The organism is Roseomonas sp. TS2, from assembly GCF_058833935.1.
This window is the reverse complement of the sequence record NZ_JCACVY010000009.1, coordinates 1-21,751: the sequence shown is the minus strand read 5'-3', so window position 1 is coordinate 21,751 and position 21,751 is coordinate 1. Positions and strand designations below refer to the sequence as shown.

Here is a 21,751-nt window from a genome sequence, read left to right as displayed (position 1 = left end):
CTTTCAGCGGCGCCGCTGCAACTCGGTGTCCTCCAGCCGCTGCTCCGCCTTGCGGGCTGCCATGCGAAGGGCGGCCCGCTGCTTCTGCTCCAGCGTGATCTCCAGCCGCTTGATGGTGGCGAAATCCGCGCGCAGCGCATCGCGGATGGCTTCCTCGGCCGCCAGCCGCTCCGCCATACTGCGGTCCAGCCGCGCTTCCTGCCGGCGGGCGGCGCTGTTCCAGGCGGCCCAGCTCGCCATCGCCAGGGGGTCGCCCTGCGCCAGCCTGTCCTCGGCCGCGCGCTGCACGTCGAGCGCCGCGCGTTGCCGGGCCACCGCCTCCCGCGCCCGCTCGGCTTCCGCCAGGGCGACGCGCCGGGCATCCGCCTCCTGCCGCGCCAGGCGCAGCAGCAGGGGAATTCCATTCATCGCACCGCGCATTTCCGCAACCCCTTGGCCCGCATGTCGCAGTCCTCTAGTGTATACCCGTTTTTCGCATACGGTCGAGATGGCGATGAAAAGCTGGAAGCCGGTGGCGCTGGGAATCCTGGCGGCGCTGGGGGTGGCGATGGCCTCCGGGCTGGCGGGCAATGGCAGCGCCGCGAGCCCCGCCTTTCCGACCCCCGAGCCCTCGGGCGAAGCCGTGACAGGCTCTGCCTTCCTGGTGGGGCCGGGGCTGCTGGTCACCAACGCCCATGTGGTGCTGCGCTGCCGTGCCGAGGGCCGGCCGGTGCGCGTGGCCGGGTTGGCCGGCCCCTGGCGGGTGCTGGCGGAGGAAAGCACCACCGATCTCAGCCTGCTCTCGGGGCCGCCCTCCAACGAGGCTTTCCTGCCGCTCTCGACGGCGCAGCGCCTGCCGCGCGACATGCCGGTGATGGCGCTGGGCTACCCCGCCCTCACGCTGCGGCCGGGGCAATTGGAGGCGACGCCGGGCCGCATCCGCCGCGCCGCCCTCACGGTGCACGACCCCGAGGGCGGCCGCGCCGTCAGCTTCGTCATGACCGACCGGCAGGGCCAGGAGGTCGAGGCGCGCTGGGAGGATGGGGTGCGGTACTTCGGCACCGGCCGGGCGGACCGGCTGCGCTGGCGGCTGGAGATCGACGTGGCGACGGGCGGCGGCAGCTCGGGTGGGCCCGTGGTGGATGCCGCCGGCAATGTGGTGGGGGTGGTCTATGCGGGGGGCCGCGGCTCCACCGCCGCCGTGCCGCTCTCGGACCTGCGGGACCTGCTGGCGCGGGCGGGCGTGGCGCCGCTGCTGCGCACGCCGGCCGGCATGGCGGCACCGGATTGGGCGGCCGTCCGGGCGCGGGCCGCGCAGGCCGTACGGCGCATCTCCTGCTGAGGCGGCCTGACCCGGCCGGCTCAGGCGGCGGCGGAAGCCTGCTTGCGGGCCGGCCGGGCCAGCGCGGCCGGGGCGGCCAGGGCACCGCCGGGTTGCAACGCATGGATGGCGCTGACCAGGGCGGCCTCGCCCTCCGCTTCCAGCGCCATCAGCACCTCCCACAGCGCCACGTCGAGCGAGAGGCAACCGGTGCCGCCCTGCCGGCGGCACAGCGGTTCGGGCTGAACCACCGTGCCGGCGGCCGGCAGCAGCCACAGGATCTGCTCCCGCTCCCGCATGGCATGGGGGGCATGCGCCGCATTCCCGCCAGCGCGGCAGGCCAGCCGGTAGGTGACCCCATCGCCGGCCGGGCGCCAGTTTTCCCCGCTGCCATCCGGCACGGCCTGCCAGGGAGCGCTTCCCGCCAGGGCGAGCAGCACCAGGCGGCGGCCTTCCGGCAGGGGCGCCTCCAGGATGGCGCGAGCGACGCCGGAGAGGCCGATGGCCCGCATCTGCGCGCCGATCCGCAGCAGATGCTCACGCAATTGCCGGATCTCGGGCGATGCCGGGCCCTCGAGCGGCGAGTCCAATCCCGGATCGGGATAATCGGCGAGCAGCAGCCCGACATCGCGGCTGATCCGGTGCAGCCAGAGCTGGTCTAGAGCCTGGTTCGCGGCATTCAGCAAAAGGGTCAGTCCGAATGCCATGGGAACCTCCATTTTCCAGAGGAAGCCGCCTGCTAAGGCAGGGTGCAGTTCGTCTGGTCCGCTCTCACCGATTGTCGTTGGCGGCATATTGCGGCACCGCGGTTAACAAACTGCTGAGCCTTTCTCCGGAAGAGCCAAAAGCGACAAGCCGTCGTGAACTTTCTCAACGAGATGACGAGCGGCGCGTTCCAGAGCCGGAATGCACGACAAGGGCCGGCATCCGAGATGCGCAGCACAGGAGTTGGATCGATATGAGGGCCGCAGGGCAGGCGATTTTTCTGGCAGCGACACTGGCCATGACGGCACCCGCCATGGCGCAGCCGCGCCAGGTGCCGGCGCTCGATACAAGTGGGCTGCATGTCGGGACCTTCGATGTCCGCGCCTTCGACCCTCTCGGCATGCCTGAGCGGGAGGCCGCGCATCTGGCGGAGAGGCAGGAGACAGCCCCTGCCGGGCGGACCCGCGAGACTTTGTCCGCCGCCGCGGCATCGGCCGTGCCGCAAGGCGCTCAGCCTGTCCAGGCATCGACGCTGGCGGCTTCCGGCAGCCTGTTCAGCGATGGCTGGAGCCGGAATGGCTTCGGCGGACGGAGCGACTGATATCTAAAATTTGAGACACTGCCACTGTTTCACAACCCCCCGCCTGTGCTTCTAATGCCACCAGGGCGCCCTGATCTGCCGCAGGAAGCGCGGTGCCGGCGCGGGCAAGGACATGGGCAAACATGGATACGGGTTTCGGCAGGGGCTTCGTGGTGGTGCACGAAGTGCTGGGCCTCTATGTCGGGCGCACGCCGCACCTCTCATATTGGTCGAAGCTGAACGCGGCCGGCCGCGACGCCGTGGCCACCTTTCCGTCCGAGGCGCTGGCGCGCTGGCATGTCGAGGTCTGGGAAGGCGGCTGGCCGGAGGATGAGAGCCATGCCGGGCTGGCGTTGCATGCCGTGGCCATCGACCGGCCGGGCGGCTGGGCCAGCGTGGCTGCCCTGCGCGCGGCCGGTCTTGATGCGCATCTGGGAGAGCTGGCCCACCCCGCCTGGAAAAGTCCTGCAGGCCATTGCTAGGCGCGGCCTGCGTCAAGGCGCTGCTCCCCGCCTTGACGCGGGCAGGCTTCAGATGAACTGCAACTCGGCGTGCAGGGCGCCGCTGGCCTTGAGGGCCATCAGGACGGAGATCAGATCCCTCGGCGCCAGCCCCAGCGCGTTCAGGCCATCCACCAGATCCTTGAGGGTCGTGGCACGGGGCAGGGTAGCCAGCCGGCGGCCCCGCTGGTCGTCCACCTCCACCTGCGTGCGTGGCACCACCACCGTCTCCCCATTGGAGAAGGGGCCGGGCTGGCTGACGACAGGGCTTTCCGTCACGCGGATGACCAAATTGCCATGGGTGATGGCCACCGGGTCGATCCGCACCTGCGCGCCCACCACGATGGTGCCGGTGCGCTCGTCCACCACCACACGGGCCGGCGTCTCGGGCCGGATCTGCAGTGCCTCCATCTGCGCGACGAGCAGTGGCAGCCGGTCCCGGTAGCCGGGCGGTACGCGCAGTTCCACCGTGCCGAGGTCGAGCGCCGCGGCACTCCCGGCGCCGAAGCGGCTGTTCAGCGCCTCCTCGATGCGCACGGCGGTGGTGAAGTCCGGCGCGCGCAGCGCCAAGCGGACGCTTTCGAGGTTGCGCAATTCCACCGGCACCTCCCGCTCCACCAGCCCGCCGCCAGGCACACGCCCCTGGGTGGTGACGCCGCTACTGATGCTCTGCGCCTGCCCGGCGGCCTGGAAGCCGCCCACCACCACCGGGCCCTGCGCCACGGCATAGACCTCGCCATCCGCACCCATCAGCGGGGTGACGACCAGCGTGCCGCCATTGAGACTCTTGGAGTCGCCAAGCGAGGAGACCTGCACGTCGATCGGCGTGCCCTGCCGCGCGAAGGGCGGCAGGGTGGCGGTGACGATGACCGCGGCGGCATTGCGGGTCTGCACCCGGGCATCGGCCACGTTGATGCCCATGCGCTCCAGCATCGCCGCGAGGCTCTGCTGGGTGAAGGGGGTGTTGCGCAGCTGGTCGCCCGTGCCCTGCAGCCCGATGACCAGCCCGTAGCCCAGCAGCTGGTTGCCACGTACCCCTTCGATAGTGACGACATCCTTCAGCCGCACCTGCGCCTGCGCCGGCGCCGCCAGGGCCAGCCCCAACGGCAGCAGCAGAAGCGCGAGGCGCCATAGCGGCGACATGGGCCCGTTCCTTCAGTTCGGGTAGCGCAGGCCGGCGGCGACCAGCGCCTCCAGCGGCAGGCCAGCGGGGTCGAGGCCGAGCAGGGCGCGCAGGTTGCCCAGCGCCTCCTCCGCCTTCAGCCGGTAGAGGGCATGTTGCCCGGCGCGGCCGTCCTGGACCGTGCGCAGCATCATGATGGCCTGCCACAGCCGGACCGCCGCCTCCCGCCCCGTGGGCGTGGCCAGCATGAAGCCCTCGGCGCAGCGTTCCACCGAGCAGCCAAGGCCCTCGGCGATGCCGGCATAGGTGGCGACATCCTCCTCCTCCAGCGCCAGCGGAACGAAGGGGATGGCCAGGGAAAGGCCAGAAGGCTGCATGTCCGGTTCTCCGTCAGAGGACGCGACAGGCGTCTCAGAGATAGTTCACGAAGCTCAGCTCCGCGAGCTTGGCGGTGATCGAGTAGGTCGCCTGCAGCTGGATCTGCAGCGTGCCGATCCGGTCAGAGACGGTGTAATAGTCCACGCCTTCCAGATCGTTGATCTGCGCGGTCGCCGCGGCGATTGCGCGCTCCTGGATCTCGGCGACGTTGCTGAGCCGCTCCTGCTTGCTGCCCAGCACGCCGGAGAGCACGGTCAGCTGCGTACGCGCGCCACGCATCAGGTCGCCCGCCTCGTCCAGCAGCGCCGTCCTGGCCTCCTCCGTCATTTCGGAGGAAGGTGCGTCCAGCAGCGAGAGCAGCGAGAGGGCCTTGAACGCATCCCGGAAGGCCGGATTGTCCGCCCGCACATTGTAGGTGAGGGTTTCGCCCGCACCGATGCGGATGCGGGACGGCTCGTCGGATTCCGGGTCGGTGCTGCCGCCCAAATCCGTGCGGCTGGTGGACTGGTAGACCAGCCCGTAGAAGGAGCTTCCATCCGCCGCCCGCTGCACATTGGCGAACATGGTGTCGAAGGTCGTGATCAGGCTGGCGGCACCCGCTGCGCTCAGCGGCCCGGATGCAACGGCTAGGTCCTTCCTGGCCTCCGCCCAGTCCAGCAGGTCGGAGGCTTCCGCCAGGGGCGGCTGGGCGCTGTCCGTGCCGCCGAACAGGTTCTGCCCATCCCAATGGGTATTCAGCAAATCAGTCATGCTGCCCAGCATCTCGCGCGCATTGCTGGCGATGATGGTGTAGCCATTGCCCTTCAGCGCATCGACCTTGAGGATCTCGGGGCTCATCTGGTCCATCAGGTCGCCCACCGAGGTGAGCGCGGCCTGCGCGGCCTTCAGCCGCTCGCCCGCGAGGCTGGTGGCGTTCTGGATCGACTCTCCCTGCTGGATGTCGTCATACAGCTTGTAGAGCAGCGAGGCGCCCACCCCGAGCTCCCGTGCGGGGTCGGCCTTGCGGCCGGAGGACATCTCGGCCGTCAGCTTCGCCAGCTCGGCCTGCAGGTTGCGGAGGCTGGCCTGGCGCCCGACGGAGATGCCGGCAGGCGCGACACGGTCATACATGATGGCGTCTTCCCTCAGCCTCAGCGGATCTGTTCAAGCTGTTCGAGCATGCGGGCGGCGGTCTGGATGACCTGCACCGAGGCCGCATAGGTCTGCTGCACCACCAGAAGGCGCTGCAGCTCCTCATCGATGTTCACAGCGGTTTTGTTGGCCAGATCCTCGCGCGCCTGCAGCGCCAGCCGGCCGCGCGCATCGGCCCGGTCCGACCAGATGGCGCGCTCGCTCTGCATCAGGCCGACGCTTTGGGATGCGGCCTGCGACAGGCTCATGGAGGCGGGCAGGCCCGAACTGCTGTCATAGGCGCGGGACTGCTCCATCTCGTCCAGCGCGCGCAGAATGAAGCTGTTATCGGCCGCGCGATCATCCGTCGCCGCCTGCATGCCCACCCGCAGCTTCCACAGCGCGCCGCCCTGCTCCGGATCGGCCGCCGGGTTGATCGCGATCTTGCGGGAGAGGCCGAGGAAAGAGGCCGCCGGGTCCCAGGTGGCCGCCCCTTGCTCGACGAACAAACCCGCCTGCTGGCCGGTGAGCGTGGTGTCGGCCTCCTGGAAGGACTGCATCAGCCGCCCCGCCACCTGGTCGATCATATCGGTGAAGCGCGGCAGGGTGACGTCGCGTATCTGCAGCGAGGCGGCGATGCTGCCGCTGTCGGACATGCGCAGCGCCTGCCCGTCCACCTCGACCGCGGAGAGGCTGGCGGGGTGGCGCGATTCCGCCGGGATGGTCGGGGTGTGGGTGAAGGTCAGGCGGTGGACGACAGTGCTGTCGTAGATCGTCGTGCCGCCATCGGTCATCAGCAGCAGGTGGCCAGGCCCGTTGTCATAGATGCGCACCGGCAGGCGGCTCGAGATCTCGGCCAGCAGGGTGTCGCGCCGGTCCTCGGCCTCGGCGGTGGAGACGCCGCGCGCGCTGGCGACGGCCATCTGCCGGTCAACCTCCGCAAGATCGTCGAGCGCGGTGTTCACCGCCTCGACATCCCGCGCCACGGACAGATCCGCCTGCACGCGGGCATCGGCGATGGCGCTGTCCATGGTGTGGAACGCCTCCACCAGATCCTGCGCGGCGGCCAGCACCTGGCTCTGGGCCACGGCATTGTCCGGCGCGGAGGAGAGGGTGGTCAGCGCCTCCTCGAAAGCGCCGAGCTTGGAGGAGAGCGAGCGGTCGTCGGAAGGCTGGCCGACCGTGCTGTTGTAGGTCTCGAGCGCCTCCTTCATCCGCTTGGCGTAGCCTTCAAGACCATCCGCGACGCGTGAGGCGGCGGCGAGGGCGGCATCGCCCATGCGCTGGGTGGTGCCCGCCGTCACGCCGGCGCCGACACCGGCCACCAGCCGCTCGCTGCGCGGCATCTCGCGCCGCACATAGCCGGGGGTGTTGGCGTTGGCGATGTTGTTCGCCAGGATCGAGGACTGGCGCTGCTCGGCGGCCAGCGAGGAGAGCGCGTTGGACAGGGCGGCTTGGATGGACATGCTTCGGCCTCCAGTTGATGCGTGGCGGGCCCGGCGGCCAGAGGTGCGGAAGGGCCCGGGCCGGGCCCGCCCACCCCATCGGCGGCGTTACCGCTTCAGGTTGGCCGCCTCTTCCATCATCTGGTCGGCCGTGCGCACCACCGAGGCGTTGGAGCTGTAGGCGCGCTGCGTCTCGATCAGGTTGGTCAGCTCCGTGCCGATATCGACATTGGAGGATTCCAGCGCCCCGCCGGAGGTGGTGCCAGACGCCCCCGTGCCGGGATCGAGCAGGCGCACCGCACCGGCATCGAGCGACATCTCGAAAGCATCGCCGCGCACCGGGTTCAGCCCGTTCGCATTCGGGAAGACGGCCAGCTTCAGCGCGTAGATCGGGCGCGACTTGCCGTTGGAGAAGGTGGCGATGACCTCACCATTGTCGGCCACGGACACACGCTCCAGGAGGCCAAAGGCCGAGCCGTTCTTCTCGATCTTGGTGGGCAGGTAGCTGCCCGTGAGCTGCGTCATGCCCTCGAAGCTGCTGAAGGTGCCGATGGTGATCGGCAGATCGGTGCCCGCGAAGCCGCCCTGCACGCCCACCCTGACGGTGAGGACTCCCTTCTCGGAGTCGTAGGTGCCAAGCACATTGGCGGCGGCGAGATTGTCGGGCGTGCCGTAATCCGTCGCGGGGGTGGCTGCCGTCGCGCCATAGGTGGCAGGGTTGGGAACGCCGGTCAGCAGGGGGGAGGAGCCGACCGGAACGGTGAAGCCCGCAGCGACCTGCGCGGTGCCCGCGGCTTGCGCGGTCTGGTCCCACACCGCGGCCAGGGTACCGGCATTGTCGCCATTGCTCCAGAACTGCAGGCCGACCGCGGCGATCCGCTTTGTGGTGTCATAGATGTCGGTCGAGGCCAGATCGCCCGAGGCGCTGTCGAAGATCTCCAGCGTCCACGTGCTGGTATCGGAAGCGCCATCCTGCTCGGGAAGGACAGGAGTGTAGCGGTAGGTCAGGGTCTGCGTGCCGCCCGTCGCGTCGTAATAGTCGATGCTGCTGACGAAGGCATTGGCGGCTGGCGGCGGGTTGGAGAAGCCCGTCTCGTCCTTCGGCAGGTTCATCCACACCCGCATCTCGGTGGTGGGCGCCGAGGCCACGCTGATGTTGTTGACGTTGACGGTCGAGAGGCTGTCGACATTGTTGTCGCCCAGCGTGCCGAGCGGCTCGCCATCGGCACCGAGCTTGACGCCCTGCAGATAGTAGCCGGCCGAGTTCACCAGGTTGCCCAGCGCATCGGGGCGGAAGGAGCCGGCGCGGGTGGCCAGGTACTTGCCGCCACTGCCCGCCTCCTCGTTCACCACCAGGAAGCCGTTGCCGTTCACCGCGATGTCGGTGTCCACGCCGGTGGATTGCACCTGACCGACCTTGCTGATCTCGACGCGGTTCTTGGCGGCGGTTCCGGCCATGGCATAGGAGCCGTTGCTGGAGCCTTCCAGCACCAGGCTCTCGAACTGCGTATCGACCCGCTTGTAGCCGACGGTCGAGCTGTTGGCGATGTTGTTGGAGATACCGGCAAGCTTGGTGGCCTGTGCGTTCAGGCCCGAGGTGCTGGTACGCAGGGCATTGATGGCCGTCATCGGCGGTCCCTCACAAAGCAGCGTGGCACGGGGAATGGCCGGCACGAGCCGGCCGGATAGGGTCGGGACCGGCGCCGGCTTCTGCCGGCAGGCCGGAGGAGCCGCGCGGTTTCACCGCCATGGCTCGGGAGTGTTGCGGCGCGCCGCGGCCGCGCGGGCCTCGGCCACCACATCAGAGCGCAGCACCGTCACGGCGATGCGGCGGTTCCTCGGATCGTTCGGCGCTTCCCGCACCAGCGGCTCGACCGCAGCCTTGCCCTCGACGCGGAACATGCGGTCCGGCGTGACGCCCGTGCGCTCCAGCGCACGCCGCGCGCTGTTGGCGCGGTCGGTGGACAGCTCCCAATTGCCGTACTGCCCGCGCGAGAATGCCTGCGCATCGGTATGGCCGGCCACCACCACCTCGTTCGGCACGGTGGCCAGCACGCCGCCCACCACCTCCAGGATGCGTGACAGGCGCGGGGTCGGCTCCGTGGCGCCGGGCAGGAACATCGGTGCGCCGTCACGGTCGAAGATCTGCAGCCGCAATCCCTCGGGCGTCAGCTCCAGCTGGATGTTCTGGGCCAGCTCGCGCATCGCCTCGCTCTGCATCTGGCGCTCCAGCTCGGCCTTCATCGCCTCGAAGCGCTGGCGCTCGATCGGGTCGCGCATCGGTACGCTTTCGGTATCCTGGCTGGCGCTGATAACCGCCTCGCTCGCCTCATTCTGCTGGGGCATTCCGCCATCTTCGGTGCGAGTCAGGGAATCCTGGCGGTCATCGCCCGCCACGAGGACCGAGCGGCCACCATCCAGCGCGCCATTGCCGGAGGGCAGGTCGAGGATGCTGGAGGCGCTGAAGAACTGCGCGATGCCCTCGCGCTGCGATTCAGAGGTGCTGGAGAGCAGCCACATCACCAGGAAGAAGGCCATCATCGCCGTGACGAAGTCGGCGTAGGCGATCTTCCACTGGCCGCCATGCTCCTCATCATGGTCGCCATGGTGCCGCTTGATGATGATCGGGCGTTTCAGGTGGTCATCGGCGCTCATGCGGCGGGGTGGCCTGTTCCTTGGCGGAGATCATCTTTACATTGATCGTTTTTCGCATTTCAAGTCCCGCGCTCCTGATCCGTGTGCCGCACCGTCAAGCTGCCTTGCAGACGCAGCGCATCCAGCACAGCCAGGAAGGCGTCCTGCAAATCCGCCAGGAAATTTCGCGAAAGCGGGTATTCGGTTTCCATCACGGCGTCCAGCCGGTCCTCCTCCAGCCTGGCACGCCATTCGACCTTGCCCGTGGCAGGGAGCGCGAAGCGCACGGCCAGGGCATTCCGGTCCGGCCGCAGGGTCCGTCCCAAACGGTCGGGCCGCCAGAACACCGCCATCCAGAGCAGCCCGCCTGCAGGGCTGAGCAGCGGCACATTGCGGCCACTCCACAGTGCCGCCTCACCCAGCAGGGCGGGCGGCTGCGGGGGGGCGTCCAGCAGCGCGCGCGTCTCCGCGGCCGTCAGCCCCAATGCGGCGGCGAGCGCTTCCAGGCATTCCGCTCCCAGCCATCGTCCGGGCTCCGGCCGCAGCAGCGCCAGGGCCAATGGCAGGGTCAGCCCCGCGGTGCCGCCGGGCAGGAGCGGTGCCGCCCCAGCCTCCAGGAAGGCCTCGGCCCGCAGGCGCGGATGCCCTGGCGGATCGGCCTCCGCCAGGGCGCGGCCAAGCGGCGGAACGGCGCTGAGCGCCCGCGCCGCCGCGGCGTAGCCGGCGCCAGCCTCGCGCTCGGCAGGGGCGGAGACGGGCAGCACTGGCCCCAGCCTGTCCTCGCGCGATGTCATGCGGTCCCTTGCCCTCCCTCCCGCCTCAGTTCTCGCCCACCTCGTCCTCGTCCAGAATGAAGATCCGCCCTTCATCGGCCAGCCGCTTGGCAATGGTGATGAGGTCGCCCTGGGCATCCTCCACGGTCTTGCGGCGCTGGGCGGGCATGTTCTCGATCTCGTCGCGCATCATGGTGGCGGCGCGCTCGGACATGCTGCCCAGGAACAGCTCGCGCAGCTCGGGGCTGGCGGCGGTGAGGGCAATCTGCAGCTTGTCGGCCGGGCACTCGGCCACCAGCGTGGCGAAGGTGCTGCGGTCGACGCGGATCAGGTCGTCGAAGGTGAACATGATGCGCTTGATGCGGCTGGCCGCGATCGGCTCGCGCGCCTCGATCTGGCGCATCAGGTGCTCGACCAGCCCCTTGTCGGCGCGGTTCATGATCTCGGCCACGATCTGCGAGCTGTCGCGCTCGTAGCTGCGGCTGAGATTGGTGATGAACTCCTTCTGCAGCGTCTGCTCGATGTCCTGCAGCACGCCCTTCTGGATGCTGTCCATCCGCACCATGCGCAGCACGATCTCGTCCACCGAGGTCTTGGGCAGCAGGGTCAGCACGCGTGCCGCGTGCTGGGCGGGCAGCTTGGCCAGGATCACCGCCGAGGTCTGCGCCAACTCGGTGCGCAGGTAGGTGGCCAGCACCTCGGGCGAGATGTTGGCCAGCTTTTCCCACATGGTCTTGCCCTCGGGACCACGGATCTCGTCCATGATCTCGCTGACCTTGTCATTGGGCAGCATGCGGCGCAGCAGGCGCTCCGTCGTCTCCGCGGTGCCGATCACGGTGCCGGTGCGCCCCACCTCGTGGCGGAAGCGGGTGATGACCCGCTCCACCTGGTCGATGTCCACCTTGCCGAGATTGGCCATCGCCCGGCTGACGCGGCGGATCTCATGCTCCTCCAGCCTGTCGAACAGGGTCTGTATCCGGTTCTCGTCGAGGGCCATGAACAGGACCGCCACATCGGCAAGCGGGTCGGACTTGGTCTCGACAGGGCGCACGGCGCGGCGTGCTTCGGGGGCTTTCATCGGTCGGTGCTCCGCGGGTCGAGGCGCAGGCGGAAGAGGGGCAGCAGCAGGGCGGCCAGAACCGGTGCCAGCTCGGGCGGCAGGCTCGCGCCGCGTTCCAGCCGGGCCAGGCGCTCCGGCAGATCGGCTTCAGGCGGCAGGATCACGCCTTGGCTGTCGGCAATGGCCTGTACCCGCGCTGCCAGGGCTGCCACCCCCGGTGCCGCCTCGCCCTCCTGCGCCGCGGCGCGGCGCAGCGCGGAGGCCAGGGCGCGGCGGCGCCGGAGGCGGCGCGGCACGGCGCCGCTCATGTGGTGAAGCTCCGTGCCAGGGCGCCGGCCACCAGCGTCCAACCATCCACCAGCACGAAGAAGATCAGCTTGAACGGCAGGCTGACCACCACGGGCGGCAGCATCATCATGCCCATGCCCATCAGCACCGAGCTGATGGCGATGTCGATCGCCAGGAAGGGCAGGAACAGCAGGAAGCCGATCTGGAAGGCCTTGTTCAGCTCCGAGATGACGAAGGCGGCGGCCAGGATGTGCAGCGGCACCGCGGCCCGCTCGGAGCGGCTGAGCGTGGCGGCCTCCCCCTGCGGCGGCGTCCATTTGGCGATGTCGATGAACAGCGCCAGGTCGCGCTCCCGCACATTGGCCTCCATGAAGCCCCGGAAGGGCAGGATGGCCCGCTCGGCCGCCTGCTCCTCGGTGATGGCGCCCTCGATCAGCGGCCGCGCCGCGTCGTTCCAGGCGCGCTCCAGCACGGGTGCCATGACGAAGGCGGAGAGAAACATCGCCAAACTGACGATGACGGTATTCGGCGGCGACTGCTGCAGGCCGAGCGCCGTGCGCAGCATGGAGAGCACGACGACGATGCGGGTGAAGGAGGTGGCGACCACCAGAAGCCCCGGCGCCATGGCCAGCAGCGTGGTGGCGACGATCAGCGCCACCACGTTGGTGGTCAGGCTCTGGCCGCCGCTGGCGGCCATCTGCCCGCCTGAGGGGCCAAGGTTGAGCGAGACGCTCTGCCCCAGCGCCGGCGAGGCCAGCATCAGGAGCAGCACGACGCACAGCCCGCCCCACCAGAGTGTCGGCGCCAGCCGGGAGAGAGGAAGCGGCATTCTGCGCGCTCTCGGGAAAGGTCGGGGTCAGCTGGACGAGGAGACGATCTCGGTGATGGAGATCGACAGCCGGCCATCATCGGTGATCTGGATCTCGCCGCGGGCGATCAGCCGCTCATTGGCCATCAGGTCGATCGGCTCGCCGACTTTCTTGTCGAACTCGATGACCGAGCCGCGGCTGAGGTTGAACAGCGCGGCCATCGGCAGGCGCTTGTTGCCGAGCACCACCTGCACATTCACCGGAATGTCCATGATGCGGGGCTTGCGCTCGGCGAGGAACGGGTTCTCGTTGGGGGCGCTCTCGCTCACTGCTGCTTCTCCTGTGGCGTGTCATCCGCCGGCGTGTCGCCCAGAATGGCCAGCACCCGCGCCATCAGCGCCGCCGGATCGTAGAGGAGGCCCCCATTGGTCCATCTGGCCTCGGCCTGGCCCGGGGGCATCGTCGGGTCGGGCAGCAGGCGGATGCGGTCTGGCAGCGGCCCGGCGGGAAAGCCGTCCTGCTCCGCGGCCGACAGCGTATCGGGGTGGGCCTGCAGGGTGATGGTGTCGGTGCCGCGCTCGGTCAGCGCCTGCGCCAGCAGGGCGGCGACCTCGCCGCCCGCGGCATGCGCCAGCAGCACGGGAAAGACTGCCTCCAGCGCCGCCACGAGCGCGGCGCGCAGTTCGGCATCCAGTTGCCGGCGGTCCTCTGCCCGGCGCTTCAGCAGGGCCTGCAGCGCCTCGGATGCGGCGACGGCACCCTGTTGGCCGCGCGTGGCCAGGGCGGCCTGCATGGCCTGCTCCGCCAGGGCGCGGCTGGCCGCCTCGCCCTCGCTGCGGCCCCGCGCCATGCCCTCCTCGAAGCCGCGCTGCCGGCCAAGCTCGAGCGCCTGGAGGCGGATGCGCTCCTCGGCCGCCAGGCGCGCGGCGGTGCTGCCATCCTCGTCGGCGATCAGCACCCGCAGCGGGGGCGGCTGGAAGGGGCGCACGATCATGCCGGCGTGCCCTCCTCGATCCAGCTCCGCACCACCGCCAGCGCCTCATCCGGCCGCTGGTCGATGATCTCGTTCAGCGCGTTCAGCGAGGAAAGGCGGATCTGGATGTCCTGGCCGACCGTGGCGATGGCATCGTCCATCGTCTCGACCGCAGCCGCCTCCGCCGCCGCTGCCGCGGCTGCCGCCGCAGCCGCCGCAGCCGCCGCGATCCGCCGGCGCCGCCGGCGATACAGCAGCAGGCCCGCGCTACCCGCCAGCAGCACACCGCCGCCGAGCAGCGCCAGCTGCGCTCCGTTCAGGGTGATGCCGCCGGCGTCGGCCGCGGCCAGGGTGCCAAGCCCCTCATCCGGCAGGAAGCGCAGCGTATCGACCGTCACCAGGTCGCCGCGCTGCTGGTCGTAGCCGACGGCCGAGCGCACCAGCGCGGCCAGCCGCTCCAGCTCCTCCTTCGGGCGCGGCTGCGCGTTGCCCTCGGCATCCATGATGCCATCGACCACGACGGCGACACTGACGCGGCGCACCGCGCCCGGCTCGCGCACCGTCTCCTCCACCTTGGAGGAAATCTCGAAATTGACCGTCTCGTTGGTCCGCTGGCTGGTGGAGGCGCTGCGGTTGGCGGCCTGGTTCACCTGCTGGTTCGGCAGGTTCTGGCCGACCGTCACCGGCGCCTGGCCGCGGCCGTCCTCGCTGCTCTCCTGCTCGTTCTGGCTCTGGCGGCCGCGCTCCACCTGGCCCAACGGGTCGAAGGTCTCCTGGCGCGCGACGACCCGGGCGCCCTCGATCTCGACGGAGGCCACGGCGCGCACCCTGCCCCGGCCGACGAGCGGCTCCAGCAGGTCCAGCACCGCCTTCCGCAGGGCCATCTCATGCCCGGCGCGGATCTCGCCGATCCGCCCCGCGATGGCGCCCATGCCGCCATCGGCCGCCAGCACCACGCCGGTGGGATCGACCACCGAGACATCCTCCTGCCGCAGCCGCGGCACGGCGCCGGCCACCAGCAGCCGGATGGCCGCGGCCTGCGCCGCGCCCAGCCGCTGGTTGCCGTTGGTGGTGACGGTGACGGAAGCGGTGGGCGGCGGCGCATCGCGCGAGAAGCTCTCCCGCTCCGGCAGCACGATGTGCACCCGCGCGGCGCGCACGCCCTGCATGGTGACGATGGTTCGGGCCAGCTCTCCCTCCAGCGCGCGCAGCCGTTGGATGCGCTGCATGAAGGAGGTCATCTGCATCGGGCTGGCCTGGTCGAGCAGTTCGTAGCCGGCGCCGCCCTGGCGCGGCAGGCCGTCGGCCGCCAGCTGCATGCGCAGCCGCGGCACCTGGTCGGACGGCACGAAGATGGAGCCGTCGGGCCGCACCTCGACGGGAACCTTCAGCTCCTCCAGCCGTGCCGCGATCCGTCCCGCCTCGGCCGCCTCGAGCCCCGCATAGAGCAGGCCGTTCGGCGCCCCGGCAGAGCGGGCCACCAGCACAACAGCCAGCACAGCCGCCAAGGCCACTGCCAGCAAGGCGCCGATTTTCGCAGGACCAAGCCGGCCCAGGCTCGTGCCCAGCCCCCCCAGATCCAGACCAGGTCCAAGGGTCTTTACTTGCTGCATCGACCTTCTATCGCCCCATGCTCGCTGCAGATGCGTCGGCGCCGAAGGCTTCGGCTCCATCACGCCGCCAGGACCCTGCCTCCTCTCCCCGCCATGCTGCCACCAGCGTTTTTAGCATGGCATGCGAGAACACGTCGGTTTATATCTGCCACCACTCCGCTTGTCGCGCGAAAAATCGCCATCGCCGGGAGATCCGCCGACCATGCCTTCGACACCCGCGGACAAATCCGCGAAAAATCAGGAAAAGGCGCCCGCCAAAAAGGGCCGCAAGCGGCTGCTCCTGATACTGCTGCTGCTGCCGGTCCTGCTCGGCGGCGGGGCGGCGGGCGCCTGGTTCCTGGTGCCCGGCCTGTCCGAGAAGGTGCAGGCTCTGCTGGGCCGCACGCCCGCCGAGGAGACGGAGATGGCCAGCACGCCGGCCTCGCCCGGCAAGCCGAGCTTCGTCGAGTTCCCGGAGATGACTCTTTCGCTGCCCAATGCGGGGCGGCCGCGCCAGCTCCGCCTGAAGCTGGCGGTGGAGGTGATGGGAGACCCGGCGCTGGTGCAGACCGACCTGCTGAGCCCCCGCATCTACGACAGCCTCATCCTCTACCTGCGCACCCTGCGCGATGGCGAGATGGAGGGCGCCCTGGCCATGGACCGCCTGCGCGGCGACCTGCATCGGCGGCTCGAGCTGGTGCTGGGCCCGGGCAAGGTGCGCGACGTGCTGATCACCGGCTTCGTGGTGGCCTGAGCGATGAGCGGCGCCGAGACACCGCCCGAGGGCGGCGAAGATCCCGCCATCGACCCGATGGCCGACTGGGGCGCCGCCGGCGTCGCCATGGGTCAGGGCGACATCGACGACCTGTTCGGCGGCCCCGAGGGCCCGGCCGAGCCGGAAGCGCCCCGGCGCGGGCTGGAGGCGCTGGTCGGCGGCGCGGTGCGCTACGAGAAGCTGCCGATGCTCGACATCGTGGTGGATCGGCTGGCGCGGCTGATGACCAGCTCCAGCCGCAAGTTCACCGCCGACAACGCCGATGTCGTCATCGACCGCTCGCGCCCCGTGCGCGTCGGCGCCTTCCTCGACACCATCACCCTGCCGGCGCTGATCGGCATCATCCGCATCGAGGAGTGGGACGGCTACTGCCTCGCCGCCCTCGATTCGCGGCTGATCGGCTCGCTGGTCGACATCCTGCTCGGCGGCCGGCGCAACGCGCTGCAGCCGATCGAGGGGCGGCCCTACACGGCCATCGAGCGCACCTTCGTCGAGAAGTTCGTCTCGGTCGTCACCAACGACCTGAGCAAGGCCTTCGAGGCCGTCTCGCCCGCCAGCTTCCGGCTGGAACGCTTCGAGATCACGCCGACCTACGCGCTGATCACCAAGCCCACCGCGCCGGCGCTGACCTTCCGCGCCGAGATCACCATGGAAGGCCGCGGCGGCTACATTGACTTCCTGCTGCCCTTCGCCTCGCTGGAGCCGGTGCGCGACCTGCTGAGCCAGGAGGTGCTCGGCAAGAAGCAGGGCGGCGACACGATCTGGCGCAGCCACCTGGCCGAGGAGCTGCCCCGCGCCACGGTCGACCTGACTGCCGTGATCGAGGAACGGACGGTGCCGTTCTCCGAGGTGGCCTCCTGGCAGCCCGGCTCGGTCTTCATGCTGGACCGCCGGCAGGAGGACCCGATTGACGTGCATTGCGAGGGGCTGATGGTCTGCCGCGCGGTGATCGCCTCGAAGGACGATCGGGTGGTTCTGCGCGTGGAGGAGTGCGTGATCGAGAAGGGCTGGCCCGGCGATACGCCGATCAGCCAGGACGGGTGAGGAGAAACCCCCATGACGCTGACACAGATCCTCGACGCCTCTGCGCTGACGGTGCTGGCCGCGCAGGCGGGATGGATCGCGCTGCTCTACCGGAGGATGGGGCGCCTGCGCAGCGCCCTGGAGGGCGCGGGCGAGGTGATCGCCCAACTCGACGAGGCCTCCCGCCGGCTCGATGCCTCGGCGGGCGGCATCGTGCAGAAGGTGCGCGACGGCATCGCCGAGGTGGACAGCAAGATCACCGCCTGCCGGCGCCTCTCGCAGGAGCTCTCGGCCGCCTCGCGCAATGCCGAGGAGGTGGCGCTGCGGCTCGACCAGGCGCTGCGGCAGAACCGCAAGCTGAATGCCGCGCGTGCCGCCGCGCCGCCGCGCGAGCTGGTGGAGCCGCTCGGCCTGGCCGACCGCCTCTCCGCCCGGCCGGCGCCGGCCTTTCCCGCGTCGGCCGAGCCGCCGATCGTGGACGTGTCTGCCTTCCCCCCGGCCTCACCCCCGGCCTCCCTGGCGGCGGCCTTGTCAGCCCCGCTGCCGGCTCCGTTGTCGGCCTCCCTGCAGGTCCCCCTGCCATCCAGCCCGCCGGCCGAACCGCCGCTGGAGCGGGTGCTGGCCGCCGAGCTGCTCTTCGCCGACCTTTCGGGGCCGGCGGCGGCCGCCGCCGTGCCGGCCCAGCGCACCATCCGCGTGAAGCTCGACTGATCGCCAGGACATCGCATCATGACCTCCTACCCGCCTGACCTCGCCCCGTCCCGGCGCCGCCTGCTGGGGCCACGCCTGGGTCTGCCGATGATGGCGCTGGGCCTGGCGGCGCTGCTGCCCGGCCGTATTTCCAACCTGATGGAAGGACCAGCCTGGCCGGTGATGCCGGGCTTCAGCACGGCCTTCTCTCGCTCGCCGGAAGCGCCGCGCCCTGTGCCGGAACAACCGGTGACGCTGCGCGAGGGCGTCATCGCCACACCGAACGTCTCCTCCGTGCTGGCTGCGCCGGTGCGCGCCAATCCGCTCGGCGAGGAGCGGCCCGGTGAGGCGCGCCTGCTGGCCGAGGTGATGCGCCGCCAGGCGGAGATCGACCGGCGCGAGCGATCCCTGGAGGCGCGCGAGGCGCGGCTGCAGGCCGCCGATGCGATGGCCCGCGCGCAGATCGCCGAGCTGATCCGGCTGCGGACAGAGATCGAGCAGCTCGTCGTGCGGGAGAGCACCGCGGCGGAGGCCGATATCGATGCGCTGGTGGCACTTTATGTGAACATGCGCCCGCAACAGGCGGCAAAGGTGCTGGAGCGGCTGGAGCCGCCACGCGCCGCCATCATCCTGCTCAAGATCCCGGAGCGTCAGGCGGGGCCGATCATGGCGCAGATGGAGCCGCCGGCGGCGCTGGCGGTGACGCAGGAAATCGCCGGCCGCCGGGAAGCCTTCCGTACACCCCAGACACCCTGATCCTTCAGGCGCCCGCCTGCCATGGCAGGCGGGCGTGCAGGCTCAGCGGCCACTTGTGGGAACGGGACTGCCCTGGGCCAGCATGGTGTCCGCGGTCTGCGGCGAGATGGCGCGCCAGGCAGCCGCGTTGCGCAGCGCGTATCCGCCCTCTGCCAACGCCATGATCCGCTGCTGCGCCACCGGCAGCACGAATTCGAGGTCGCCTTCCAGCCATGTGGTCACTTCCTGCGCCCCTTCCGGCAGGAGGAGGCCTGGCCGGGTGGCAAGCCGGCGCGCGAGGTTCAGCAACCCGTCCAGCGTTGCGGCATGCGCCAGCGGCCAATGCCGGGCGGTGAAGCGCGCCGGGCGCAGCGCCAGCGACCAGCCGGCTTCCGCGGCGCGGCCCCGCGTCAGTTCCAGGCACCATGTGCCCTGCCGCGCCTGCCAGCCCCGCGGGGAGGCCAGCGAGAAGCGCAGCAGCCCCTCGGGCTGCGCCGGGCGCACCGCCAGCGGCCGTACCTCCAGCCCCAGGGCCGAGAAGCGGCCATTCAGGCCGCGATTGCGCCACCACATCCACCCCGCCACGCTCGCCATCATGGCCAAGGACATCAGGGGTACGGACCCGGACGGACGCGAGAGTTCCGGCATGCCGCCGAAGCTCGCGCCAATGCCTGCGGCACCCAGGACGGCGAGAGCCGGCAGAGGCGAGAAGCGCGGTCGGAAGGACAGGCTCATGGCGGTGTCTCCGCGGAGGATCAGAAGCTTGGCAACTCTCCCGCAACTTCCACAATTTTTCGCAAAACGCCGTAAGGGTTGCGACGACGGAAGGAAAGATGTTTGGCTCGCTTGATGAATTTCGCATACCGTGCATAATGCGAAAATCCGACAAAAGCTCGGCTTGGAGAACGACGATGGCTGGACAAAGTTCCGCCGCAACGAATGGGGCCCTGTGGGAGGGCGCCGTGCAGGCCCTGCTGGCTCATGCGGTGGCACAAGGCCGGCGCGACGGCCTGTCTTCGAAAGACCCGCAGGATTCTGCCCGTTGGCAGACCCTGGAAATGCCTGCACCGCCGGACCTGCCAGCGGAATTGCGGGCCTTCATGCAGATCGCGCTGTGGCACTGTTATACAACCGGCCATCGGCATGGCGCCGAGGTACGGCGGGAGAATGATCGCCGTCTGTCGCGGCAGGAGCCACCCCTGGCAAGCCTGAGCGCCTGAGGCATCCGCCGGCGCGGCTTTCCACCCCGGCGGAATTGGATTCCTCAGATGCTCTGGCTGGCCGTGTAGGCCTTCTGTGCGCCGGCTGCCGCGGCCGGCGCGGGCTGCTGGCCCCGCAGCGCCTCCACCACCTCGGCGGGCAGGTTGCGGCCATCCTCGCCACCCCGCATCGCGCCAATCCGGTTCATCCGGGTAAAGACCTCCACGAGGGTGGAGACCATCGCCTGCTCCTGCGTATGCGCCACCCGCGCCGGCGCGCCGCTGCCCCACCAGCGCGGCTCCTCGCTGGGCTGGGCTGTGCCTGGCTTGGCCAGCCTGGCCAGCGCCGTGGGATCCAGCGTCACCGGCCCGGCCGGGGGGTTCATGCCGAGCTGCGCATAGGTCTGCCCGACTCGCTCGCGCAGCCGGTCCATCACCTGCCGGACGGAGAGCGGCGCGCCATCGGCGCCGCGGAAGATGGCCGGGTTGGCACGCGCGGCATCGGGCAGGATGCTGCTGGCGGCCGTGCCAGGGTCGTTGCTGGCGGCCCGCAGCATTTCCGTGGCGCCGCGCACGCCGAGGAAGTGCCCGAGATAAAGCTCCGTCGCATCCGGCTTGCGGCCAAGGACGGGGGAGAGGGCGTCGGAGATGTCCTTCAGATGCTCCGCCCCCATGCGGGCGGAGATGTCGGGGTCATCGCGCAGCGCCAGGATGCGGCTGCGCAGCGCCGGGTCGGAGACCATGTAGCGCCCGCCGGTGCGGGTGATGGCGGCGGCCTCGTTGGCCAGGCCGTGCTCGGCGCCGTGCGCCTGCACCACGCCCAGCCAGGTCTGCTCGATGAACTGGAACAGGCCGCGCGCCGAGGAGGTGGAGGCCTGCGCCTCGGCCCGGAAGCCGCTTTCCATGGCGGCCTTGGCGGCGAGCACCTCGAAGCCCATGCCCGTTGCCTTGGCGGCGTTTCGCAATGCGCCAGTCACCTGGGCATCGACGGTGTAGCGGCCGATCTTCTCGGTGCGGGCGCGCGCCGTGGCATTCAGACCGGCCTGATCCAGCGCGGTGCCGAGAGCGGCGGGAAGGGGCATGGCGGACCTCACGGTTTGCGAAAAATGCTCATAGCACAGAAAGGCGCGAAATGATAAGAGCCTTGGCGCGGGCAGATCCTGGCCCGACCGTCGCAACATGCGGGGCCGCCCCAGTCGATGATCCAGATCGCCGGAATCCTCGGAGTTTTCGTTGCCGTCTTCGGCGGGTACCTGATTGCCGGCGGCAAGATGGGCGTGATTCTCGGGGCTGTCGGGCCCGAGATGATGATCATCGGCGGCAGCGGCTTCATGACGCTGCTGATCGGCGGTGACGGCGCCCTCGTCGCCAAGACGCTCAAATCCTTCGGGCTTGTCTTCAAGGGCTCACGCTGGAACCGGAAGGATTTCAGCGATGTGCTCTGCCTGCTCTATTTATTGCTGCGCACGCACCAGAAGGAAGGCGCGGCCAAGCTCGAGAAGCATATCGAGAAGCCCGAGGCCTCGCCGATCTTCAGCCGCTATGCCCGCCTCACGCAGGACCCGGCATTGCGCGGCCTGATCTGCGACACGATGCGGACCATCACCCTCAACAACAAGGACCCGCACCGCGTCGGCGAAATGATGGAAAGCACCATCGAGAAGCGGCACAACGAGAACCTGAAGCCCGCCAAGGCCATCCAGGGCATGGCGGACGCCTTCCCGGCGCTTGGCATCGTCGCGGCGGTGCTCGGCGTCATCAAGGCCATGGGCGCCATCAGCGAAAGCCCGGAAGTGCTGGGCCGGATGATCGGTGCAGCGCTGGTGGGCACCTTCCTCGGCGTGTTCCTCTCCTACGGGCTGATCGGCCCCATGGCTTCGCGCCTGAAAGCGATTTTCGAGGAGGAGAAGCGGATGCTGGATGTCGCCCGCGTGGTGATCTCCAGCTACCTGGAGAATCTGTCGCCCCAGATCTGCGTCGAAGTCGGCCGGCAGGCCGTGCCCTCGAAGATGCAGCCCAGCTTCGACCAAATGGAGGAGCAGCTGCGCGAGGCGGGCCG

Annotated in this window: 26 protein-coding genes; 9 read left to right on the top strand and 17 right to left on the bottom strand. The window is 69.9% G+C overall.

Annotation, left to right across the window (positions count from 1 at the left end; genetic code table 11):
- Positions 1 to 3: 3 nt before the first annotated feature.
- Positions 4 to 408 (bottom strand): hypothetical protein, encoded by a 405-nt coding sequence (locus ACZJYS_RS03440; protein ID WP_493175813.1) that lies wholly within the window; start codon positions 406 to 408, stop codon positions 4 to 6.
- A gap of 79 nt (positions 409 to 487) precedes the next feature.
- Here ACZJYS_RS03440 and ACZJYS_RS03435 point away from each other — a divergent pair, with 79 nt between their 5' ends.
- Entirely contained in the window at positions 488 to 1,321 is an 834-nt protein-coding gene (locus tag ACZJYS_RS03435; RefSeq protein ID WP_493175811.1) for a S1 family peptidase, read from the top strand.
- 20 nt (positions 1,322 to 1,341) lie between these two features.
- On the opposite strand, the gene ACZJYS_RS03430 is transcribed toward ACZJYS_RS03435, so the two are convergent.
- The gene (locus tag ACZJYS_RS03430; protein ID WP_493175809.1) at positions 1,342 to 2,007 is read right to left on the bottom strand and encodes a hypothetical protein; all 666 of its coding nucleotides are present in this window, start codon (positions 2,005 to 2,007) and stop codon (positions 1,342 to 1,344) included.
- Positions 2,008 to 2,303: 296 nt separating this feature from the next.
- Here ACZJYS_RS03430 and ACZJYS_RS03425 point away from each other — a divergent pair, with 296 nt between their 5' ends.
- Together ACZJYS_RS03425 and ACZJYS_RS03420 are read left to right on the top strand one after the other, a co-directional pair.
- Positions 2,304 to 2,606 carry a hypothetical protein gene (locus ACZJYS_RS03425; RefSeq protein ID WP_493175807.1) on the top strand — a complete coding sequence of 101 codons (303 nt, stop codon included), beginning with the start codon at positions 2,304 to 2,306 and terminating at the stop codon, positions 2,604 to 2,606.
- Positions 2,607 to 2,728: 122 nt separating this feature from the next.
- On the top strand, positions 2,729 to 3,067 hold the full coding sequence (locus tag ACZJYS_RS03420; RefSeq protein WP_379640561.1) for a hypothetical protein: 339 nt from the start codon (positions 2,729 to 2,731) through the stop codon (positions 3,065 to 3,067).
- Positions 3,068 to 3,115: 48 nt separating this feature from the next.
- Here ACZJYS_RS03420 and ACZJYS_RS03415 read toward each other — a convergent pair whose 3' ends face one another.
- From ACZJYS_RS03415 to fliF, 13 genes are all read right to left on the bottom strand, one after another.
- The gene (locus ACZJYS_RS03415; protein ID WP_493175805.1) at positions 3,116 to 4,228 is read right to left on the bottom strand and encodes a flagellar basal body P-ring protein FlgI; all 1,113 of its coding nucleotides are present in this window, start codon (positions 4,226 to 4,228) and stop codon (positions 3,116 to 3,118) included.
- 12 nt (positions 4,229 to 4,240) lie between these two features.
- On the bottom strand, positions 4,241 to 4,585 hold the full coding sequence (locus ACZJYS_RS03410; protein ID WP_493175804.1) for a polysaccharide deacetylase: 345 nt from the start codon (positions 4,583 to 4,585) through the stop codon (positions 4,241 to 4,243).
- 34 nt (positions 4,586 to 4,619) lie between these two features.
- Positions 4,620 to 5,696, bottom strand: coding sequence for a flagellin N-terminal helical domain-containing protein (locus ACZJYS_RS03405; RefSeq protein WP_493175803.1), 1,077 nt, complete (start codon positions 5,694 to 5,696; stop codon positions 4,620 to 4,622).
- A 20-nt stretch (positions 5,697 to 5,716) separates the two neighbouring features.
- Positions 5,717 to 7,162 carry a flagellar hook-associated protein FlgK gene (flgK, locus tag ACZJYS_RS03400; RefSeq protein ID WP_493175802.1) on the bottom strand — a complete coding sequence of 482 codons (1,446 nt, stop codon included), beginning with the start codon at positions 7,160 to 7,162 and terminating at the stop codon, positions 5,717 to 5,719.
- Between the two features lie 87 nt (positions 7,163 to 7,249).
- Positions 7,250 to 8,770, bottom strand: coding sequence for a flagellar hook protein FlgE (locus ACZJYS_RS03395; protein ID WP_379650809.1), 1,521 nt, complete (start codon positions 8,768 to 8,770; stop codon positions 7,250 to 7,252).
- 111 nt (positions 8,771 to 8,881) lie between these two features.
- Positions 8,882 to 9,796: a flagellar motor protein MotB gene (locus tag ACZJYS_RS03390; RefSeq protein WP_379650807.1), complete on the bottom strand. Its 915-nt coding sequence runs from the start codon at positions 9,794 to 9,796 to the stop codon at positions 8,882 to 8,884.
- A 59-nt stretch (positions 9,797 to 9,855) separates the two neighbouring features.
- Complete coding sequence (locus tag ACZJYS_RS03385) at positions 9,856 to 10,569, bottom strand: hypothetical protein (protein ID WP_493175799.1); 714 nt, start codon at positions 10,567 to 10,569, stop codon at positions 9,856 to 9,858.
- Positions 10,570 to 10,594: 25 nt separating this feature from the next.
- Positions 10,595 to 11,626 (bottom strand): flagellar motor switch protein FliG, encoded by a 1,032-nt coding sequence (locus tag ACZJYS_RS03380; RefSeq protein WP_379640453.1) that lies wholly within the window; start codon positions 11,624 to 11,626, stop codon positions 10,595 to 10,597.
- Positions 11,623 to 11,916 carry a hypothetical protein gene (locus ACZJYS_RS03375; protein ID WP_493175798.1) on the bottom strand — a complete coding sequence of 98 codons (294 nt, stop codon included), beginning with the start codon at positions 11,914 to 11,916 and terminating at the stop codon, positions 11,623 to 11,625. The genes ACZJYS_RS03380 and ACZJYS_RS03375 overlap by 4 nt, the downstream gene beginning before the upstream one ends.
- A complete protein-coding gene (fliP, locus tag ACZJYS_RS03370) occupies positions 11,913 to 12,725 on the bottom strand; it encodes a flagellar type III secretion system pore protein FliP (RefSeq protein WP_493175796.1) in 813 nt (270 codons plus the stop codon). Before fliP ends, ACZJYS_RS03375 begins: the two co-directional genes overlap by 4 nt.
- A 27-nt stretch (positions 12,726 to 12,752) precedes the next feature.
- A complete protein-coding gene (locus ACZJYS_RS03365; RefSeq protein WP_379640457.1) occupies positions 12,753 to 13,034 on the bottom strand; it encodes a FliM/FliN family flagellar motor switch protein in 282 nt (93 codons plus the stop codon).
- Positions 13,031 to 13,699 carry a FliH/SctL family protein gene (locus ACZJYS_RS03360; protein WP_379640571.1) on the bottom strand — a complete coding sequence of 223 codons (669 nt, stop codon included), beginning with the start codon at positions 13,697 to 13,699 and terminating at the stop codon, positions 13,031 to 13,033. Before ACZJYS_RS03360 ends, ACZJYS_RS03365 begins: the two co-directional genes overlap by 4 nt.
- Positions 13,696 to 15,291: a flagellar basal-body MS-ring/collar protein FliF gene (gene fliF, locus ACZJYS_RS03355; protein WP_493175793.1), complete on the bottom strand. Its 1,596-nt coding sequence runs from the start codon at positions 15,289 to 15,291 to the stop codon at positions 13,696 to 13,698. The genes ACZJYS_RS03360 and fliF overlap by 4 nt, the downstream gene beginning before the upstream one ends.
- Positions 15,292 to 15,493: 202 nt before the next feature.
- On the opposite strand from fliF, the gene ACZJYS_RS03350 reads away from it, so the two are divergent.
- From ACZJYS_RS03350 to ACZJYS_RS03335, 4 genes are read left to right on the top strand one after another with little or no spacing between them, the layout of a single operon-like run.
- On the top strand, positions 15,494 to 16,024 hold the full coding sequence (locus ACZJYS_RS03350) for a flagellar basal body-associated FliL family protein (RefSeq protein ID WP_493175791.1): 531 nt from the start codon (positions 15,494 to 15,496) through the stop codon (positions 16,022 to 16,024).
- A 3-nt stretch (positions 16,025 to 16,027) separates the two neighbouring features.
- Positions 16,028 to 17,089: a FliM/FliN family flagellar motor switch protein gene (locus tag ACZJYS_RS03345; RefSeq protein ID WP_379650796.1), complete on the top strand. Its 1,062-nt coding sequence runs from the start codon at positions 16,028 to 16,030 to the stop codon at positions 17,087 to 17,089.
- Positions 17,090 to 17,101: 12 nt separating this feature from the next.
- Complete coding sequence (locus tag ACZJYS_RS03340) at positions 17,102 to 17,779, top strand: hypothetical protein (protein ID WP_493175790.1); 678 nt, start codon at positions 17,102 to 17,104, stop codon at positions 17,777 to 17,779.
- Between the two features lie 18 nt (positions 17,780 to 17,797).
- Positions 17,798 to 18,514, top strand: a complete 717-nt coding sequence (locus tag ACZJYS_RS03335) for a MotE family protein (protein ID WP_379650792.1) — start codon at positions 17,798 to 17,800, stop codon at positions 18,512 to 18,514.
- 42 nt (positions 18,515 to 18,556) lie between these two features.
- Here the strand turns inward: ACZJYS_RS03335 and ACZJYS_RS03330 are convergent, their stop codons facing one another.
- Positions 18,557 to 19,090 (bottom strand): hypothetical protein, encoded by a 534-nt coding sequence (locus ACZJYS_RS03330; RefSeq protein WP_379650790.1) that lies wholly within the window; start codon positions 19,088 to 19,090, stop codon positions 18,557 to 18,559.
- 365 nt (positions 19,091 to 19,455) lie between these two features.
- Here ACZJYS_RS03330 and ACZJYS_RS03325 point away from each other — a divergent pair, with 365 nt between their 5' ends.
- On the top strand, positions 19,456 to 19,713 hold the full coding sequence (locus ACZJYS_RS03325; RefSeq protein ID WP_493175789.1) for a hypothetical protein: 258 nt from the start codon (positions 19,456 to 19,458) through the stop codon (positions 19,711 to 19,713).
- A gap of 44 nt (positions 19,714 to 19,757) precedes the next feature.
- Here ACZJYS_RS03325 and ACZJYS_RS03320 read toward each other — a convergent pair whose 3' ends face one another.
- Positions 19,758 to 20,774 carry a hypothetical protein gene (locus ACZJYS_RS03320; RefSeq protein WP_493175787.1) on the bottom strand — a complete coding sequence of 339 codons (1,017 nt, stop codon included), beginning with the start codon at positions 20,772 to 20,774 and terminating at the stop codon, positions 19,758 to 19,760.
- Positions 20,775 to 20,891: 117 nt separating this feature from the next.
- Between ACZJYS_RS03320 and motA the strand changes: the two genes are divergently transcribed.
- Positions 20,892 to 21,751: flagellar motor stator protein MotA (motA, locus tag ACZJYS_RS03315; protein WP_493175786.1), on the top strand; the 860-nt coding region annotated here is incomplete at its 3' end.

Excerpts from the sequence above, each read along its gene's own strand:
- ACZJYS_RS03440 (WP_493175813.1), bottom strand. The coding sequence starts at position 408 with ATGAATGGAATTCCCCTGCTGCTGCGCCTGGCGCGGCAGGAGGCGGAT.
- ACZJYS_RS03435 (WP_493175811.1), top strand. The coding sequence starts at position 488 with ATGGCGATGAAAAGCTGGAAGCCGGTGGCGCTGGGAATCCTGGCGGCG.
- ACZJYS_RS03430 (WP_493175809.1), bottom strand. The coding sequence starts at position 2,007 with ATGGCATTCGGACTGACCCTTTTGCTGAATGCCGCGAACCAGGCTCTA.
- ACZJYS_RS03425 (WP_493175807.1), top strand. The coding sequence starts at position 2,304 with ATGACGGCACCCGCCATGGCGCAGCCGCGCCAGGTGCCGGCGCTCGAT.
- ACZJYS_RS03420 (WP_379640561.1), top strand. The coding sequence starts at position 2,729 with ATGGATACGGGTTTCGGCAGGGGCTTCGTGGTGGTGCACGAAGTGCTG.
- ACZJYS_RS03415 (WP_493175805.1), bottom strand. The coding sequence starts at position 4,228 with ATGTCGCCGCTATGGCGCCTCGCGCTTCTGCTGCTGCCGTTGGGGCTG.
- ACZJYS_RS03410 (WP_493175804.1), bottom strand. The coding sequence starts at position 4,585 with ATGCAGCCTTCTGGCCTTTCCCTGGCCATCCCCTTCGTTCCGCTGGCG.
- ACZJYS_RS03405 (WP_493175803.1), bottom strand. The coding sequence starts at position 5,696 with ATGTATGACCGTGTCGCGCCTGCCGGCATCTCCGTCGGGCGCCAGGCC.
- flgK (WP_493175802.1), bottom strand. The coding sequence starts at position 7,162 with ATGTCCATCCAAGCCGCCCTGTCCAACGCGCTCTCCTCGCTGGCCGCC.
- ACZJYS_RS03395 (WP_379650809.1), bottom strand. The coding sequence starts at position 8,770 with ATGACGGCCATCAATGCCCTGCGTACCAGCACCTCGGGCCTGAACGCA.
- ACZJYS_RS03390 (WP_379650807.1), bottom strand. The coding sequence starts at position 9,796 with ATGAGCGCCGATGACCACCTGAAACGCCCGATCATCATCAAGCGGCAC.
- ACZJYS_RS03385 (WP_493175799.1), bottom strand. The coding sequence starts at position 10,569 with ATGACATCGCGCGAGGACAGGCTGGGGCCAGTGCTGCCCGTCTCCGCC.
- ACZJYS_RS03380 (WP_379640453.1), bottom strand. The coding sequence starts at position 11,626 with ATGAAAGCCCCCGAAGCACGCCGCGCCGTGCGCCCTGTCGAGACCAAG.
- ACZJYS_RS03375 (WP_493175798.1), bottom strand. The coding sequence starts at position 11,916 with ATGAGCGGCGCCGTGCCGCGCCGCCTCCGGCGCCGCCGCGCCCTGGCC.
- fliP (WP_493175796.1), bottom strand. The coding sequence starts at position 12,725 with ATGCCGCTTCCTCTCTCCCGGCTGGCGCCGACACTCTGGTGGGGCGGG.
- ACZJYS_RS03360 (WP_379640571.1), bottom strand. The coding sequence starts at position 13,699 with ATGATCGTGCGCCCCTTCCAGCCGCCCCCGCTGCGGGTGCTGATCGCC.
- fliF (WP_493175793.1), bottom strand. The coding sequence starts at position 15,291 with ATGCAGCAAGTAAAGACCCTTGGACCTGGTCTGGATCTGGGGGGGCTG.
- ACZJYS_RS03350 (WP_493175791.1), top strand. The coding sequence starts at position 15,494 with ATGCCTTCGACACCCGCGGACAAATCCGCGAAAAATCAGGAAAAGGCG.
- ACZJYS_RS03345 (WP_379650796.1), top strand. The coding sequence starts at position 16,028 with ATGAGCGGCGCCGAGACACCGCCCGAGGGCGGCGAAGATCCCGCCATC.
- ACZJYS_RS03340 (WP_493175790.1), top strand. The coding sequence starts at position 17,102 with ATGACGCTGACACAGATCCTCGACGCCTCTGCGCTGACGGTGCTGGCC.
- ACZJYS_RS03335 (WP_379650792.1), top strand. The coding sequence starts at position 17,798 with ATGACCTCCTACCCGCCTGACCTCGCCCCGTCCCGGCGCCGCCTGCTG.
- ACZJYS_RS03330 (WP_379650790.1), bottom strand. The coding sequence starts at position 19,090 with ATGATGGCGAGCGTGGCGGGGTGGATGTGGTGGCGCAATCGCGGCCTG.
- ACZJYS_RS03320 (WP_493175787.1), bottom strand. The coding sequence starts at position 20,774 with ATGCCCCTTCCCGCCGCTCTCGGCACCGCGCTGGATCAGGCCGGTCTG.